The following is a 16,136-nucleotide window of genomic DNA, read 5'->3' on the forward strand; positions in this document are numbered from 1 at the left end:
GGCCTGCAATGACGACGCGATATCCCTATCCCTCTGGTCTATTGTACGACAACGATACCTATGATCCGTTCGAAGTCTCCCAAGGAGACAAACTGCAAGCGGCTGCTCGCGGACTTTTGGCGGCGGGACCACAGCTAATGGCCGCCGGCGCACCTTCGCTTACACCAGGCGGTGGGGCGCGGGGCATGGCGAATTTCGGGCTGGCATTCAACCAGGGCTATCAGGGCTACCTCGACAACGCGCAGAACCAGGCCCTTGGGAAGTACCGCGTTGCCCGCCAGCAACGCTCTGATGAACGACAGGATCGCCTTATCGGGTTGCGGGAGGAGGAGGCGGAGCGGCAGGCTGAAGAACGCGCGGAGCGCAAGGCCGCGCTCCAGGGCTTGTTGGCGGACATCAATGACCCGGCCGAACGTGCTTGGGCTATCGCTGATCCAGCGGGATATCTGAAGCACCGCGCGCAGCCGAAAGACCCGTGGGCGGGGACGAAGGTTGTCGGTGGGCATGTCCTCCGCCCCGGCGAAGATGGTGGCGTCGAGACGGTGTACAGCGTGCCAGACAAGCCGCCGCAAACCCCCGGTACCCTCCGCGAGATCCAGGAACTACAGAAAGCAATCGACGCCGATCCGAACGGGCCGTATGCGGCAACCTACCGAGCCCGCCTTGGGAAGCTAACCACGCATCAGCCTGTTCCCGGTGCCGGGGACGATTTTGCATCGGCTCTGCGCGAGGTCGAAGCTGACCAGATCAGGGAGCGCCAATCCAACGCCCTTTCCCTAAATCGGTCAGTGGCGGACCTGAACCAGATGGAGGCATTGGTAAACGCGGGCGTCCAGACAGGGTACGGTGAAGAATCCCTGGGCAAGCTGAAGTCGCTGGCAAACACACTGGGGATTGATGTCGATACCACCGGGCTGGCCGGACAGGAAGCCTTCAGGGCGATTTCGAACCGGATGGTGATGCCGCTGGTTAAGCAGCTTGGTCAGAACCCGACCGACCGGGACTTGGAGTTCGTGGTTAACTCCCTGCCGACGCTCGGCAAGACCATCGAGGGTAACAAACTCATCATCGAGACGATGCGCCGAAACGCGCTTCGCGAAGCCCAACTGGCGGACCTCCAGTATCAGTATGGATTGGACAACCAGGGTTTGCGGGGCTGGGCTACGGAGGAAGCGAAATTCTACCAGAACAATCCGCTGTTCAGCCCGCAAGAGCGTCAGTCCATGAGCACGCTTGTGCGGGCCGCGTCCGGCGCTGGTGGTGGGGTTGGTCTGCCTCAATATCAGCCCCAGGGACAGCCTGCCCCGGCTCCTGAGAACCTACCGCCGAACGTTACCGTGCAGCCGAATGGGCGGTTGAGGTGGAGTCCTGATGCCGGAGTTAGGAAGGATTGGCAGCAATCTCCCTCCGGAAATTTTTAGGCTTTGCGAGGCGTGCAATGCTTAACGCTTCTCAGATCCCCTGCCGACCAAGAGGCGTTAATGCCATCGGCGTTGAACTTGTCGAATGGTGGCTCAATGACCTTGCCGTTCTTACCGGTTTCGATCTGAACAGATTCAGAAAACACGACGACGACGCAGCGGTCATAACCAACCGGCACAGGATACGGGACCGGGTCTTTGTCGGAAGGAAGAACGGTCGGAGTTTCGCCAGCCTGGACCGAGGCGGCTCCGGCGAAGATCAAAAGCAGCAGCGCAAGGATGAGTCGCATGACCGAGAATATGCGCGCCGACAGGCCCGAAATGCAATGTCTCGTTATGCCGTCCCACCGGGTTTGGCTAACAGAACTTCAATTTGTTCGAGTGTGGCCCGCAATAAATCAACCCGCGCTTGGCTCATCTCTATGGCGATGGGTCCATGTTCCAGGGTGTCCAGAACCAGCGCAGTGGCCCCGTCCGCAGATGTCGCAGGCCAAGCCCGACGCACATCAATAGTTTTGAAGGGGCCATTTGGCGGCACGGCCATTTCGTCCTCCATTGTTGGAAGGATGAAGCGTGACTTGTGGCCTTCACGTGAGTCAATCGGAGATTGAATGGTGCCCAAGTTTCTCGAAGTTGAAGGCCCAGATGGCCGTATCGTCGAATTTCCCAAGGGGACGGACGGTGCGACCATTGATCGTGTAATGCGAGATATCTACTCGCAGCAGGGCCAGGAAGCTGTTTCCGCGCCCATAACGAGTCCTGGCGCTTTATCCGCAGAATATGGCCCACGCGCCCAAAACGCACCAGCGGCCCTTAAAACCACCCCTCAGCCCATGAACGTGACCGGTGGCGGGTACGGCGCATTCGAGCCGTACTCCAAGCCTGTGGTTCCGGCAGACCGCCCTGGCATCGTTAAAACGGCGCTTGAGAATGGTACGGCAATCAAGAAGGCGTTCACAGGCGAGAATAAACCAGTTGAATTCCCCAATGCCCCGGAAGTGACTGAAGCCGGTGTTGGATTCCTCGAGTCCGCGATTCCGAGCCTGAAGGCTGGACTGACCACGGACCCGGCAGAAAAGGCGAAAATCATCGAGGAGCACTTCAAGAGAGATTCGCGCTTCGGGGGAATTTTCCAGGATGAAAATGGCCTGCCGCTCGTGGTCTGGGATGGAAAGCCGCATTACGTCAATAAGCCGGGTTTCTCGAAACAGGATGCTACCGACCTCATTGCCCAAGGGACGATGTTCGCCCCGGCCTCAAAGCTGGTCGGAAGCGCAACCACGTTGGCCGGTCGCGCCGCAACAGCCCTTCCGTTCTATGCCGCCACCGATGTAGCCCAGCAGTACGGAACAAAGGTCGCTGGTGGTAAGGGCGCGGTGGATCTCGAGCAGGCAGGAACCACGGCAAGCTTCGGCGCGATGGCGGAAGCATTCTTGCCGCCCGCTCTTCGGGCAACGGGCAAGGTGTTGCGACCGACCGCTAGCAAGAGTCTGCCGCGTTATCGTCCCGGAAAAGCACGCGATGTCGTAGAGAGCGACGCCATCCCTCTTACACAGGGGCAGAGAACCCGGGATCTGGATCGCATCCGCGCTGAAGAAGGTATGCGCCAGGGTGCCTATGGTTCCGGTGCATCCGGGATGATGCGCAATTTCGACGACGCCCAATTGGCGGCTATCGAGAAACGCGCGGATAAACTGGTTCCGTCCGGTTTCGGACAGGGGAAAATCCCCGACACCGGGGCGCGGTTGCAGGCTGACCTCATCGAAGAAGCCGGAAAACAGGATAAGGCTGTAAGCGTTGCCTACATGGAAGCGCGCGAAGCGAAGGCCATGCTCGATCCTAAAACGGCGGTTTCGGTCGGCAAGGAACTTCAGTCCATCCCGAAGGAGATGCAGATATTCAGCCTGGAGGGGATGCCCCAGCTTCAGGGTGCCCTGGACAAGCTGAAGAAGTTCGGAACGCTGGCAAAGAAGAAGACCCTCAAACCGGTCGATATCGCGCAGATCGAAGACTTCCGCCGTGGGCTGAACACCGCCATCAGCGGGACACAGGGAACGGAACGCGCCGCCCTTACCCGCATGAAGTCCATGCTTGACGAAAAGTTGGACGAGGCAGTCACGAACGGTCTTTTCAGTGGCGATGAAAACGCGCTCGGACTGTTGAAGGAGGCCCGAGACCTTCGAACGAGATACGGACGCCTCTTCGAGGCAGGGAAACACGACCCCGCCGGCAATGCGATGGTGAAAATTCTGGATGAAAAACAAGCGAGCCCTGAACAGGTCGTCAACTTCATCATCGGCGCTGGCCAGACGCAATCGACATCACAAGCGATTGGCCTTGTGAAGCGTATCAAGGATGCGTTCGGGCCGGATAGCGAGCAGGTCCAAGCCCTTAAGGACGCCCTTCTATACAAGGCCTTCACGAGCCTCCAGAACGGCGAACACAGGCTTGCGCGTACTGCCATTGCAATCAACTCTCGGAACCTTCTGGACTTCAAGGCGAAGTACCTGGCGAAGGAACTTTTTACCGAAGGTGAGTTGAAGGAAATTCGCCGCCTTACGAACGAAGTGGCGCGCACGCTAACTCCTGCTGATGCACGCAATCCCTCGCGTTCTGCCTGGGCATTTCTCGATGCAATGCAGCGTCGTGGACTTATCGGTACTTTGGGGAAATTCACGCAAGCCGTCCCAGTTATCGGCGCAACAGGTGAAGCACTGGAGAACGTCGGTGGAGCGATCCAAGCGGGCCGTGCGGTCTCACAGAAACCACTCCCACTCACTACCCCGCTTGTTACGCCAGGAGCAGCAGCGGCAGCCCAGGGGGCGTGGGAACTTGAAAGCAACTACAGGGCCGGTGACAAATGACTGTTTCAGCAGCGAAAAAACAGAACCACCGATTCCAACCAGGGCAGTCCGGGAACCCGAACGGTAGACCTAAGGGGTCACGCAACAAAGCCACTATTGCAGTGGAAACAATCCTCGATGGTGAAGCCGAAGCTTTGACTAGAAAGGCTATCGAACTGGCATTAGGAGGCGACGGGCAGGCACTCCGCATTTGCCTAGATCGTATTTGCCCGCCACGCAAAGGCCGCACAATCGAACTTAATCTGCCAGACATGAAGGACGCCAACGGCGTGGCTGAGGCTCAGTCAGCAGTCTTGCAGGCGGTTGGTGAAGGAACCGTCAGTCCAGACGAAGGAAAGGTAATCGCTGACATTATCGAGGCGCGTCGCAAAGCTATCGAAACACTGGACCATGAGAAGCGCCTGGCTGTCCTAGAAAGAGTGAGGAACGCATGAACGCAGTAGAGAAACGCCTTATGGCTCTGGAGCGAACAGTGAGCCCCGACCGCGTGGATATCAGCGTCCGGGGACTCTCACAGGCATCAATCGATACGGTCGTTGATCGGATCGCGAAGGAGAAAACCATCGGGACGGTAATTGTCTGGGGCTCTCCACGCGATGACTTGCCTGATGCAACCGTTCGCATTCACCGGCCAGTTGACACCGGTAAAGGTGTGGCCCTCTGGGGAACTGGCGGAATGAAATATGATTGGCGTGAACTGGCTGGAGATTGACATGCAGAAGGCAACGCAGAAGCGCGTGAACAAGCTGATGGAGGATATGGATACCAAAGCTCGTATTCTGGCGACCCTTGAAGCTATCAAGGATGATGACGGCGATCTATTCGAAACCCTGAAAGCCACGGCCCCACGCAAGACTTATAGCGACATTGATGCGGCAGAAACGGACACTATCGAAGCTTGTGAGGCTATGGCCCTGCATTTCGACAGGGCGTTCTTCATGACCCTCGCGGAGCGGAACAAGCTCGAATGGTGGATTGCGGATCTAGCTCCGGCCATACCCGAAAGGGGCAAAGGGCAACGAAACGAGACAGAGGAGAAAATCGAAGCTGTTTTAAATCGCCGAAGCGTTGAACTGGCTTCCATGATTGCCGCCATCAAGACGGTTGCCGATATGGTCGAGATACCACTTGAAACCATGCTCTGCTATTCAGCCGCGATCCACACAGGCGACTTTCGGCAATTCGACAAACCGGATCGAGCAGATCCCGAGACCGTGGCGGAAATTGTCGCGGCACTTGCGGATCGGTGGAACACGCATCGTTTCTCTGCGTTTCAGATAGATAAAGACTAATAAGGAAGAACCGACCCGGGCCAGAAGGCTCCCGCATAAACGGATACGGGTAACCGGTTCTTCTCCCTAGAGAGCACCCACGGAGACCCATCGGAATCGGAGGTGATTGTTCCGGCCTGTAACTCGATTGGACGGCGCTTGAATAGCTTAAACCATAATCCTTTCGTGGGCGCCGCTCGTGTCGTGGCTTTGGGTCGCGTTGGGCGGGCAACTAGGTGCTGGGAAGCTTTTGTTGCAAACATCTATGAATGGTTGTGTTAGTATCGCACCCGTAAAAGATGTTTATTTGAGTCTAGCACGGCGGGAGAGGAATAATGGCGGCTGCAGTTGTCGGTATAGTCTTATTTGTCGTCATGGCGCTGGTTCTTGGAGCCTTCGACTATGCAGGCTTTTGCCTTGTTCTTCTAGGAGTGCCAGCAGTTCTTCTCGGATTGGTAGCCGTTCTTGCCTCTGAACCGGTCTTCGCGATTTACCTAATTCTCGGTGGCGGCGTGTCCGCAGCAATTGGGGCTTGGCTACTTTTTAAATCGGATAGAAATCTATGAAGATCTACACTTGTCACGACGGAAGGAACTGTTTGAGAAGCGTCCGCTGAAGATACCGGATTTCCTCAAGCGGGATAATAGTGGAGCAAATTGTTCCGAAATTATGGGGCCAGGGCGTCCGAAGGGCTTTGCTCAGGACACAGCAGAGCGGACGGGTGAAACCAAGCAGTCTGTTAACCGCGCCGTCACCCGTGGCGAGAGGATCGCCCCCGATGTTCTCGATGACATCAAGAGAACGGACATGGACAAGGGCGTTGAATTTCTCGGTCTACCCTTCATGACCTGGATGCCAACACAATCTACAGAAGCCCTCTAGACTCGAGGTCACTTACCATCTGCTGCCAAGTCTGAATTAGGAACAGGTACATTGTGACAATCTCCTGGTCCTCAATCGGGTACCGCAGATCAACGAGTCTCGATGTCATGACCGCTATCCGGGCCTCCTGCGGCACCACCTTGATCGGAAGTTGCTGGCCGTTCCAACGAGTGACCCAAGAGCCAATCTCTGCTGCGCTCATATTCATCGAAGCGTCAGGCAGAAGAATCAAAGTTAATGCCAACTGCGTGGCATTCCCCTCACCGTCTTTGCCAACTTCATTGGCGTTGGCGATGATTGCGTAGTTTGGCTCACCTTGGAACAAGGCCCTAACAACGCTCTCGTTGTTGCCTTGTCCTAAGAGTTGGGTGTTCGCCTTAATGGAAAGTGCTGTTTCCAGCACTCGAAGAATTCGCTCCTCAAGTTCAATTCCTGCCGACTGCGCACCAGCGCTGCCTGACCAACAATGGAGACCCGCCAGAACGATAAGAACCCTATACATTCAGGCGGCCATGCGGCGTGTTCGAGACACAACCCCGATTGCACCTAGTGACGTTAGCAGTAGCAGGATCGGCGCCGGTAGAGGCACCACCTGGGGAGCGGCCGCGTTGAAGACTGTCGTCAAAGTGATGTCGTCAATTTGGACTAAGTCGCCAGCCTCTCCTTCGTCCCATAGGAAACGTAGATCCGCAGTTAAAAGTCCGAAGAAGCGCTGATCCGTAACAAGGAAAGAAAGGATATTGGCTTCCCCAAGTGTGAAGTCTGCGGAATCAAACGCCGCAAGCAAAATGTCATCGATAAAGACCGATAGAACTCCCGAGCCTTCGATGAATATCGTTTCAAACGAAACCTCAAAATCCTCGTTCGGTGTGGAAACTCCAAACGTGACCGCTACAGGAGAACTTTGTTCCAAGAACAGCGCTGGATCGTTGATATCCGGATAGCTGTTGATAGCTTGCTCCACGCGAGCAGATCCTGGTGTGTCCGGATCCTTGTTGATTGTTTCAGAGGACGTCCCATCAAAACCAATCTCTGAAGTTACTTCCTTTTTCTCATATGTGCCGGCAAAGATACCAGTCTCCCCTGCCTTCCGCTTCATCACATCGAACAAAAGATTCTGGACAGAATTCTCTTCATCATTCCCAAAGGCGTTCGCGGCGCTGTACGCGTAGGATGGAACTTCTGAAATCTTCTCGAAAAACGCCGTGATTTGATCTAGCACATCAGCTTCTGTCGAGTTTTCATCCAGCTGGTCTATGAATTCCTTGGCTGCGAGGAAAGTTTGAACCTGCTCATCATGGCTATACTCCTCGCTGCTTAGAACCGAGTCGATGATGTCGCCTCCGACCCCGATAGTCCTATCGTAGAGCCGTCCAAAGAAACCTTGTTCTGGGTCGATACCCAAGGCGTCGTTAAAAAGTGTCTGGCCAGCTTTGAAGTACCCCCTAGCTTGGTCAAACTTCTCCGCCATTGCCTTGATTTCACCGAGGGTCAAATCGTAGTCAAACCCATTGGATCTAACGTTTTCCGTGAATCCCTGAACTTCAGCCAACAGTCTGGCGCTTTCATTCAGATAGGTTTGCCCGACAAAGAAGAGTATCGCGTCCGTTCCAGTATCTTTCAGTATGTCGGTAAAATCACCTACAGACTCAGAGAGAACAGTCTTAATGTTCGCTTTTTTGCCTGTCGCCGCCAGTATGAATGCATTCTTTGCGGCAGCTTCAGCTCCTTCTAAGAGTGGCATAATGAACTGCGCTTGAACCGCAGCTTCAGAGTTCTCTTGGATGGCCTCGATTGCCTTGTCGTAGTCATAATTAAACAGCTTCTCGTTCGCATAATTTGCCGCCAAAATTCTTGCGGCGACGTCCTCATCCGTGACGACATGCTTCACTTCATCATCAAGAAATAAGCCCCTAAAATCGTCTTGTCTTAGTCCAACGAAGAAGCGTTCATTCGATGCTGTTTCATCGCGGGCTAAGAGGTGATTGGCAAGTTCACCAAACCGGTTGTCCATCCATTTGGCTTCTTTGGCGGAGAGCGAGCGATCCATTATCTCGAAGTCGTCGATGGTGGCTGCATCACTTGTACCGTCGGCCGTTAGTATCTGAATCTTGGAAAGTTGGCTGCTGTCAAAACCGGTTGGAACGGTGTTCGAAACTTCCGTTAATTCCCTGCCATTAATGTAAAAATCAAACTCACCATCACTCTTATTGAAACTCACAGTCAGATTATTCCATCGTTCTTGAACATTCGAAGGGCGCAAGTCCGAACTTCTGGGATATGGGTCGTAACTCGATTGCCCCGACAAAGGACCATAAAGTGCAAACGTGTTTGCCGGATTGTCTCCGACACCTATCCAATTGATAGCTTCGTGGTTGTCGGTGTAAGCACTAAACCGCAGAAGGCCGGTGAAATTCACACTAAGAGAGTAGCTGTCGGCGCTAATTGGCTCAGCGAGTTCAAATATGCAGCCACCTGTTTCGCACGAAGCCTGTGAACCATTGCCGAGCCCAGTATTTTGGATGCCGCCTCCAACAGAGTAAGAATTGCGGATTAGTCCAGATTGGCCGTTTCTTTCATCAATCCAATTTCCGTGACTCCCATCAAATCGCTCTAAAAGAACGGTATCTGAAAAAGAGTTGTAGTCATTAAAACTCGCGGCCCAAGTTGACCATGGTAGCAACCCAGCGACGACCACACTCGCAAAGACCTTGTGCATAACGACCTCCCCAGTGATCTGATTTCCCCATCAAGCGGTCATATCAGGATAGTGTTATAGAGGTTGTATCTGCTGTCGAATCCACAATGTGAACGAACATTTAAGATTCACCAGATTTTCGCGAAAATTCGCGGGTTCGCGCTGGCTTTGGGAGGTCGCCGAGAACCTTTGCCGTGCTGAACTAACGGAAGTCGAGAAGGCCCAGCACCTCGCGCGGCGGAAGGAACTGTTTGAGAAGCGTCCGCTGAAGATACCGGAGTTTCTGCGACAGGATAATAACGCGCAAACTTTGCGCGAAAATGCCGGGCCGGGCCGACCGATTGGGTTCGCGTCAGACACCGCCAGCAAGACAGGTGAAAGCGTTAGGTCTGTTCAGAACGCCGTCTCCCGTGGTGAGAAAATCGCCCCCGACGTTCTAGACGACATCAAGGGAACAGAGATGGACAAGGGCGTTACCAGCCCTCCATGCGTGGATCTTGGTACTCATCGTCGGGCGGCCACTGTTTGATTCTCGGATCGTCGTATCGGGATTTCTTCTTGGCTGTGTCTTCTAAGATGAGCGGCACATCATCATTCGTGAGCACCATTTCCTGAATTTTTGACCTTCCTCCTGAACAGCCTCAATCAGCCGTTCAAGGTCGACCTTTCGAATTGGTGCCCGTTGGGTTATCCGCTTGCCCTGCATATGTAACGTGGAGAAGCTTATACCATTTCGGTATCAAGCAATTCCAATCGGACGAATGCTCCAACGGCCATCAGTTCGCTGATGATCGATCAGCCAAGTCCAGAATTCTAAAAGAACAACTCCGACCAAAAACAAGGCAATCTTCTGTCCGCGAGGCAATTGAACTGGTCGACTACCGCGCGACTTCGCCTTTCCAGGTTCTCCCGCAAATTGTTGGAGTATTCGTCGAACTGATGTTTCGCAGATTTATCTCTGCCAAACGAATGCGACGTCGTCTTGTTGGCAAATTTCAGTACATCATTTACGCACCCCTCCAGCCAATACTTGGAGGGGACGTGCACGTCGTATTCTGAGGCTCTTACGCAGTCCGGCACCCCCATGTCGTATTCCACGCCGTCAATACCTGTAACCGTCAGGCGAAGGGTATTCGGGACTTCTACCCGTGAGCAGTGCAACGGCTTCTCTGCGACCGTCCTATCTACTTCGGAAAAAAATTCGGCGTAACACCTCGCCGTTGACAGGCTCGCCGCTGTCACCCTGTCAAATGCAGCAGCCAAGTCCTGTGTGTTACATTGATAAAACCTATCGAGAACTCGACCATATTCGGCCACGTCGTCCCGGCACGCCGTAAACTCGTCAGACCAACGGAACCCTTCGTTCTCAACCATTCCTGATATGCAAGGTGGGGTAAACGGGATCGACGTGTATTGGCATGGATCGGGCCACACCATGCGAGGCCAAGGTTCACTCGGCTCATGCACTATATTCTGACAGCCCGAAATCCAGAGGGCCGCAAACAACAGCGCCGTAATCCGTATAACTACCTTCACTCTCACTCCAGTCCCTCTAGCTCTAGCATGCTTTTGATCTTTCCACGTGCACCCACAAACCGCCTTTGTCGTGACGAATTCTAGTTCCTATTTCCGCTCACGTGACTTTCGGCGCACCTTGAGTTTCGCTCCAATTGTCAAGTCGATACTCGGCTGGCGTTCAGCCTTCGAACCATCCTTTGCCGGAGATATAGCAGCAACCTCAAATCTCGCTTCGTACTCTTCGATATGGCGGGGAAGTATGCGTATTGATGCTCCGGGACGCCTAATGCATCCAAGTCTTCCCGTCTGCACAAGACGATAAACCGTCTTTTCACAGCAACTCAAAGCTGGCTGTTGGGCTGCCCAGGTTACGCTGTACGGTATCGGTTCTTTTGCCAAAACCAATCCCCTCTCACTTTCTCAATCGAACGCCAGCCCCGCCGCCGTTCTCTGCTATGAACTCCACGCCAGCGGCTTCCAGGGCCTTCTGGACCCTATCCACATTCCCGGCGCTGCTGTTTTCTGGCCCTTGCGACTCCATGCGCTTGATGGTTGGCCGAGACACGCCCGCCTCCCTGGCCAAGTCCTCCTGTGACCATTGAATCAGACCTCGTGCGGCCCTGATCTGCGCTGCATTCAGCATCCAGATTGATCCCTTTTGTAATGTTAATGTTACAAAACGGTTGACATATAAGCCAACCAACATTACATAAAGTATCACACAAGGGACGAAATGGAAATACCGCGCTATGATCTACCTCAACACTGCCCGCATCAACGCAACCGACCTGACCCGCAAGCCGGTCTCCCAAACCACCCGCGTCATGCGTCGTGCTTGGCGGATCGCAGAAAGGGCGGCGGACGTGTTCGGCGGTCGGAAGGCTGAATACTTCCGTGAAGCGCTGCGGATGGCTTGGGCAGAGGAAAAGGACCCCACCGCTTCGTTCCTGAATGACGCTCGCCTGCGCAAAGCGGGTGGCCGTGGCCCCGTCGTGCAGCGTCGAGGCGGCTTCAAGGGCCGGAACTGGTACGCAGCGAAACTCAACGCTTAGGAGGCAAAGATGCTGAGCGCCCGCACGATTGCAACCCAATCTGAAAAAAAGCCTGAGCGTAAGGATGCCGAAAAATTTTGCGTCGGCACTGTGCTCGACTCGGGTGCGACGATTCTCATGAAGGATGGCAAACGCGTCCTGATCCGTGAATGGCTTAGCTGATGCCACACAAAATATGAGGCGGAATTGCTTGGTGGCGTTACCACAACAGTTCGGATGAAGGAATTTACACCATGACAAGGCAGATTCGGTTTTCGCAGAACGTTACAAAGAATATGCACCCAGACCTTTGTTCCATGGAAACGAGTGACCTTTGCGTGCTCTATGACGCCGCTCTTAGCTTGGACGACGCCGCAATCGCTTGGTCGAACATGCCGAGGCTACAGACAGAGAGCGAGGCGTTTCCGGGCTGTGTTGATTACACCCCAGCCGGAGAAACCGTCGTTGCATGGAGCACATTCTACTCCGATGTCCGAGACGCCATCGCGGAGGAACTACAGCAACGCCCCATCACGGATCAGACATTTATGGTTCTGGTACAGCACTTCGCCCGCTACCGCGACGATCCAGCAGACTTTGTGAATATCGCTGCCGGTCTACTCGGCCGCATCGACGTAGTGGCCCAAGCGGCAGAATAGACCCAGCAGATAGCGTCCAGACCTGCCCCGCTTCGGCGGGGCCTTCTTTTTTAAGGTCGCCGCTTGTGGTATTCAATCGTCGCGCCGGTTCAGCGGTTGGGCCTTCGGCTCTTTGATCGTCACGTTATCGGTGACTGCATTCGGACGTTGCTGGCGCACCAAACAACCCGCTCTCTGATACCGAGTGATAGAAGGATTTCACTCTACACTTTGCAATCCTATGTCAGTGCTTCTCTCGGTGGCCTAGCGGCAGTTTTTGCGAACGAAAGCGTTGGCCGAATTGGACCTGCAATGGTTAAGCAGAAGATCGAATCCAGGCGACTTACGAAAACAGAAGCCATCACCCTTACCGGTTGGCCGGAAGATATCTTTGATAAGAAGGTTGCCGAAGGACTCTATCCACGCCCGATAGTCTCGACCTCTCCAAATAGGAAACGACCCGTCGTGCGTTATGACCGAAAAGCCCTGGAAAGGGCAATGGATCATGAAGCGGGTATTCATTCAGAAGAACTTGGCCCGGACCCGATGGCTCTGCTCGATGAATGGTATTCAAAACAGTAGCGTTCTGGACATGATCAGGCTGTGGTCATTTTACTATGTTTGGCGCGGAACTAGCGGGCATCCGGGTGAGGTTTACGCTTTACATCCTTCGCCCATTTCCACTTGTACGCACAGACCACATGAACTGGGTTGCCTGACGGGTTAAACTCTACGACGACCTCTTTTGAGAAGTCGCAGTATCTGGCGACGACCGTACTATACGGAACCATTGTCGAATCCACCTGGAAGTGCGCAATGTCCCCCTCAATGCAATGATCAAGAGGTCCATCCTTTCCGTGCATTTCCTGAATGAACTCCGTGACATTGCAGACGTCTTCTGCTGCCGCTGCGTTTGAGACAATCAGCGCCAGCGTAAGAGGCAAAGTAGCCCTAAACATATGCTCCCCCAATTTAACTAACGACAGTAGCTGGGTAGTCGATAGCTATCATGCAAGCCTCTGCGCTTCGCCTGTCGCTCGTCCGCAGCATATTTACCGCCACTATATCGGGGACAGTCGCGGGCCAGACCTTCCCGGATAATCAGGGCTGAGATATCGGCCCCGTCCAGGTAACAAACCCCGACCAACCGGTCATGCGTCCGTTCCCCGTTCAACTCGCACCGTACAGCCTTCCCGAGCACCAGGGCGCGCATGAAGTCGGAAGACGCCTTGCCGAACGGTTCCCCACGTTCCGGCGCTGACAGGCCATTTAACCGGATCGGCACGCCTTCCACCTCAATCGTGTCGCCGTCCCTGACATGCGTTACAGTCCCGGCAATCGATGAATCGGAGACCGGAAGCAACTGCCCAGCGACGGCAGCGAGGGTGCTGCGCGGTTGTTCGTCGAAAGCGAAATTGGCGATGAACACCGCTGCGAACATCGCCAGCGCCATCAGGCCTTCACGCGGCGACAGCCGAAACCCACGCTTAGGCCGGCGGAAGGGAAAGACGATTCTCATGGGACGATGATACCGCCGTCTAAATTCCAGTGCGACTAGGGTTGCGTGGCAATTTTTACAACGTCTTTGTGGCTCCCTGAATCAACGGATCAAGCGTTGCCTTTTTCCTTTGCCTCCTTCCTCAACTTCGCCACAAATCGTTCAAGGTACTTAGTGTCTTTTTTCTCTCGGCGTTCCCGCTCGATTCGACGTTCTAGTGTCTCTGCCATCCTTATCATGTGGCAACTCTGTTCGGCGCTTCTCGCTTTCATTGAGCGTCGTCCCCGACGGGTAACGTCCGGCAACGTGATGTTAATCTTGGGCACTTCGATGCCTTGAGGAAGGGACTCCCAGATCATTTCCAATTGTTCTTCGCTGAACAGCCGCTTCCCACGACCTGGCGTCATTCGATAATACGGGTTTCCATGTTCATCCACGGGTCCGATACTTTGCAGGTGCGCCTCAAGGACGCGAACGGATAAACCAAGCCTCTCGGCAGCTTCCTTGACGCCAACAATCTTCAACATAGCGAATCCAACTCCGATGACAGATTCCGACCTGATTCTGATTGCCGCGTTTCCCGGGCCGTACAAGTCAGCATTCGGAACAATGCGCCGGGAACCGACCCCACAAGAGAATATCGCCCTCAAGAGGCTGGCGGCGGAAGGCTACCTGGAGCGCACGCCGCAGCGGCGAGGGCCTGACCTCTATTCGATCACAAGGAAGGGGTTGGATGCCTTGAATGACTGAGCGTGCGGGCGATTACGCAGAATCAGCGCCTCAACCCGACGCGGTGATTGACCTGGCTCAAGTCACGATTTCTCCCATGCCCACGATGGACTAAGGTTTTAGAGGCCGTATATGGTATAATAGCTGTGCCATGCCACGCTCGCTGGCGTTCGGCAATTGTGACGTAAAGAGTTTGGAGAGATGGCCAAATCTGGGACTGATTTCGATCCGCTTATGGCAGGATTCTTCAGCATCACCGAAGCCGCGCGCTTAGTCGGTGTTAATCCTCGTGTCGTCAGGTCTTGGCTGAATGGGTATTCGAATAGCAATGCAGGCCCGGTAATTGATCGGGATTTCGATGACCCTAGAACGGTCAGTTTCCTAGATTTGATGGAGTTGCGATTTATCGCAGTTTTCCGGTCTCAGAGTGTTTCAATGCCAACGTTACGGCTGGCCGCCGAGAAGGCGCGGCAAGCCTGGGGCGTGCATCATCCATTGGCACTGTCGAGCGAGAAGTACGTTACTGATCGCAGAACGATTTTCGCGACAGTCGCCAAAGAGAACAAAGACCGAGTTGCGTGGGACATGGCGTCCGGCCAACTCGAAATGTGGGAAACTATCGAACACACTATCGAAAAGGGTGTCGAGTTTGATCCCCAAACCTATTTGGCAAAGGTCTGGCATCCCCGCCTTGCAACCTCTCCAAATGTCGTTATCGACCCCCGCGTCGCCTTCGGGAAACCAATCGTGCGCGGAACAACCGTCCCAACCGTGGTGCTGTTCCGGCAATGGAGAGCGGACAAAAACAAGGCACGTGTAGCCGATTGGTTCGACGTGCCTATCGACGCAGTAACATCCGCAATTGAATACGAGCTCGTTGCCGCTTGAGAATACGAGCAGACGAGCACGTCTCTCCAAAAATCGTGACCGCAGTTCGCGAAATGGCCTTGAGTCCCGGTTGGGAATTCACCTCGATACATGAGGCCGGCGGAGCCGGTTCATCTGATGTATACTGGATCACTCAGTTCGCCCGCGAGGGCGGCCGTGCTATTCTTACCGCCGACAAGGACTTCGCTTCGCTATCCCCCCAGATAAACGCTGTCTTCGATACTGGACTCCGAGTGATCCAGCTTCCTCCAAAATGGGGCATGGCACAGTGTCACCTTCAAGCCGCACATATATTGCAGTGGTGGAGCCGAATTGAGGCCGCAATCGAGTCAATGAAGGAACGGGAGTGTTTCCGGCCCGATTGGAACATCACCGAAGCTGGAGAGCTAAAGAAGGTTAAAATTGACTTTCAACGCGCACAGCGGGCACGACGCAAGGGAAAGTGACGCCATTGTGGTGACAGGGCCGGATATGCCTTCTTTCCATGGGAAGGGCGCAACGGCTCGAACACCGGGGGCAAAACACCGGCCAATAGTGCCCTATTGGTGCCCCAGAACCACAAACCGATACACCCATCATGTCGCATAAAAGAAAAACCCCTTGGTTTCCCAAGGGGTTAATCATGGTGGGCGCGACTGGGATTGAACCAGTGACCCCTACGATGTCAACGTAGTGCTCTCCCGCTGAGCTACGCGCCC

General features: G+C 54.5%; 21 protein-coding genes and 1 tRNA gene. 14 read left to right on the plus strand and 8 right to left on the minus strand.

Features of this window, described 5'->3' with window-relative positions; genetic code table 11:
* Positions 1–8 precede the first annotated feature (8 nt).
* Positions 9–1,421: a hypothetical protein gene (locus tag ACQK2G_RS14995; protein WP_425405849.1), complete on the plus strand. Its 1,413-nt coding sequence runs from the start codon at positions 9–11 to the stop codon at positions 1,419–1,421.
* Here the strand turns inward: ACQK2G_RS14995 and ACQK2G_RS15000 are convergent.
* Positions 1,418–1,711, minus strand: a complete 294-nt coding sequence (locus ACQK2G_RS15000; protein ID WP_425405850.1) for a hypothetical protein — start codon at positions 1,709–1,711, stop codon at positions 1,418–1,420. The genes ACQK2G_RS14995 and ACQK2G_RS15000 overlap by 4 nt on opposite strands.
* 321 nt (positions 1,712–2,032) lie before the next feature.
* Between ACQK2G_RS15000 and ACQK2G_RS15005 the strand changes: the two genes are divergently transcribed.
* The 6 genes from ACQK2G_RS15005 to ACQK2G_RS15030 all read left to right on the plus strand — a co-directional run bounded on the left by ACQK2G_RS15005 (position 2,033) and on the right by ACQK2G_RS15030 (position 6,438).
* Positions 2,033–4,285 (plus strand): hypothetical protein, encoded by a 2,253-nt coding sequence (locus ACQK2G_RS15005; protein WP_425405851.1) that lies wholly within the window; start codon positions 2,033–2,035, stop codon positions 4,283–4,285.
* Positions 4,282–4,719, plus strand: coding sequence for a DUF5681 domain-containing protein (locus ACQK2G_RS15010; RefSeq protein WP_425405852.1), 438 nt, complete (start codon positions 4,282–4,284; stop codon positions 4,717–4,719). The genes ACQK2G_RS15005 and ACQK2G_RS15010 overlap by 4 nt, the downstream gene beginning before the upstream one ends.
* Entirely contained in the window at positions 4,716–4,997 is a 282-nt protein-coding gene (locus ACQK2G_RS15015; RefSeq protein WP_425405853.1) for a hypothetical protein, read from the plus strand. The genes ACQK2G_RS15010 and ACQK2G_RS15015 overlap by 4 nt, the downstream gene beginning before the upstream one ends.
* Positions 4,969–5,577, plus strand: a complete 609-nt coding sequence (locus ACQK2G_RS15020) for a hypothetical protein (RefSeq protein WP_425405854.1) — start codon at positions 4,969–4,971, stop codon at positions 5,575–5,577. Before ACQK2G_RS15015 ends, ACQK2G_RS15020 begins: the two co-directional genes overlap by 29 nt.
* 314 nt (positions 5,578–5,891) lie before the next feature.
* Positions 5,892–6,122, plus strand: coding sequence for a hypothetical protein (locus ACQK2G_RS15025; protein ID WP_425405855.1), 231 nt, complete (start codon positions 5,892–5,894; stop codon positions 6,120–6,122).
* A 10-nt stretch (positions 6,123–6,132) separates the two neighbouring features.
* Positions 6,133–6,438 (plus strand): hypothetical protein, encoded by a 306-nt coding sequence (locus ACQK2G_RS15030; protein WP_425405856.1) that lies wholly within the window; start codon positions 6,133–6,135, stop codon positions 6,436–6,438.
* Here the strand turns inward: ACQK2G_RS15030 and ACQK2G_RS15035 are convergent.
* From ACQK2G_RS15035 to ACQK2G_RS15050, 4 genes are all read right to left on the minus strand, one after another.
* Entirely contained in the window at positions 6,422–6,841 is a 420-nt protein-coding gene (locus ACQK2G_RS15035) for a hypothetical protein (RefSeq protein WP_425405857.1), read from the minus strand. The genes ACQK2G_RS15030 and ACQK2G_RS15035 overlap by 17 nt on opposite strands.
* Before the next feature lie 99 nt (positions 6,842–6,940).
* The gene (locus tag ACQK2G_RS15040; RefSeq protein ID WP_425405858.1) at positions 6,941–9,157 is read right to left on the minus strand and encodes a hypothetical protein; all 2,217 of its coding nucleotides are present in this window, start codon (positions 9,155–9,157) and stop codon (positions 6,941–6,943) included.
* Between the two features lie 1,602 nt (positions 9,158–10,759).
* On the minus strand, positions 10,760–11,059 hold the full coding sequence (locus ACQK2G_RS15045) for a helix-turn-helix domain-containing protein (protein ID WP_425405859.1): 300 nt from the start codon (positions 11,057–11,059) through the stop codon (positions 10,760–10,762).
* A 7-nt stretch (positions 11,060–11,066) separates the two neighbouring features.
* Positions 11,067–11,360, minus strand: a complete 294-nt coding sequence (locus tag ACQK2G_RS15050) for a helix-turn-helix domain-containing protein (protein ID WP_425405860.1) — start codon at positions 11,358–11,360, stop codon at positions 11,067–11,069.
* Positions 11,361–11,403: 43 nt separating this feature from the next.
* Here ACQK2G_RS15050 and ACQK2G_RS15055 point away from each other — a divergent pair, with 43 nt between their 5' ends.
* The 4 genes from ACQK2G_RS15055 (at position 11,404) to ACQK2G_RS15070 (ending at position 12,905) form a co-directional block, all read left to right on the plus strand.
* Positions 11,404–11,706: a hypothetical protein gene (locus ACQK2G_RS15055; RefSeq protein WP_425405861.1), complete on the plus strand. Its 303-nt coding sequence runs from the start codon at positions 11,404–11,406 to the stop codon at positions 11,704–11,706.
* A 9-nt stretch (positions 11,707–11,715) separates the two neighbouring features.
* Positions 11,716–11,868 carry a hypothetical protein gene (locus tag ACQK2G_RS15060; RefSeq protein ID WP_425405862.1) on the plus strand — a complete coding sequence of 51 codons (153 nt, stop codon included), beginning with the start codon at positions 11,716–11,718 and terminating at the stop codon, positions 11,866–11,868.
* Between the two features lie 71 nt (positions 11,869–11,939).
* Positions 11,940–12,344: a hypothetical protein gene (locus tag ACQK2G_RS15065; protein WP_425405863.1), complete on the plus strand. Its 405-nt coding sequence runs from the start codon at positions 11,940–11,942 to the stop codon at positions 12,342–12,344.
* A gap of 291 nt (positions 12,345–12,635) precedes the next feature.
* Positions 12,636–12,905, plus strand: a complete 270-nt coding sequence (locus tag ACQK2G_RS15070; protein ID WP_425405864.1) for a hypothetical protein — start codon at positions 12,636–12,638, stop codon at positions 12,903–12,905.
* A gap of 394 nt (positions 12,906–13,299) precedes the next feature.
* On the opposite strand, the gene ACQK2G_RS15075 is transcribed toward ACQK2G_RS15070, so the two are convergent.
* Together ACQK2G_RS15075 and ACQK2G_RS15080 are read right to left on the minus strand one after the other, a co-directional pair.
* Positions 13,300–13,842, minus strand: a complete 543-nt coding sequence (locus ACQK2G_RS15075; protein ID WP_425405865.1) for a thermonuclease family protein — start codon at positions 13,840–13,842, stop codon at positions 13,300–13,302.
* 89 nt (positions 13,843–13,931) lie between these two features.
* Positions 13,932–14,348, minus strand: a complete 417-nt coding sequence (locus ACQK2G_RS15080; protein WP_425405866.1) for a hypothetical protein — start codon at positions 14,346–14,348, stop codon at positions 13,932–13,934.
* A 16-nt stretch (positions 14,349–14,364) separates the two neighbouring features.
* Here ACQK2G_RS15080 and ACQK2G_RS15085 point away from each other — a divergent pair, with 16 nt between their 5' ends.
* The 3 genes from ACQK2G_RS15085 (at position 14,365) to ACQK2G_RS15095 (ending at position 15,884) form a co-directional block, all read left to right on the plus strand.
* Positions 14,365–14,571 carry a hypothetical protein gene (locus tag ACQK2G_RS15085; protein ID WP_425405867.1) on the plus strand — a complete coding sequence of 69 codons (207 nt, stop codon included), beginning with the start codon at positions 14,365–14,367 and terminating at the stop codon, positions 14,569–14,571.
* 180 nt (positions 14,572–14,751) lie between these two features.
* A complete protein-coding gene (locus tag ACQK2G_RS15090; protein WP_425405868.1) occupies positions 14,752–15,438 on the plus strand; it encodes a DUF433 domain-containing protein in 687 nt (228 codons plus the stop codon).
* On the plus strand, positions 15,435–15,884 hold the full coding sequence (locus ACQK2G_RS15095) for a DUF5615 family PIN-like protein (protein ID WP_425405869.1): 450 nt from the start codon (positions 15,435–15,437) through the stop codon (positions 15,882–15,884). The genes ACQK2G_RS15090 and ACQK2G_RS15095 overlap by 4 nt, the downstream gene beginning before the upstream one ends.
* A gap of 177 nt (positions 15,885–16,061) precedes the next feature.
* Here the strand turns inward: ACQK2G_RS15095 and ACQK2G_RS15100 are convergent.
* Positions 16,062–16,136 (minus strand) — tRNA-Val (locus ACQK2G_RS15100).

The sequence above is a fragment of the Hwanghaeella sp. genome (assembly GCF_965227365.1).
Classification (GTDB): domain Bacteria; phylum Pseudomonadota; class Alphaproteobacteria; order UBA8366; family Aestuariispiraceae; genus Hwanghaeella.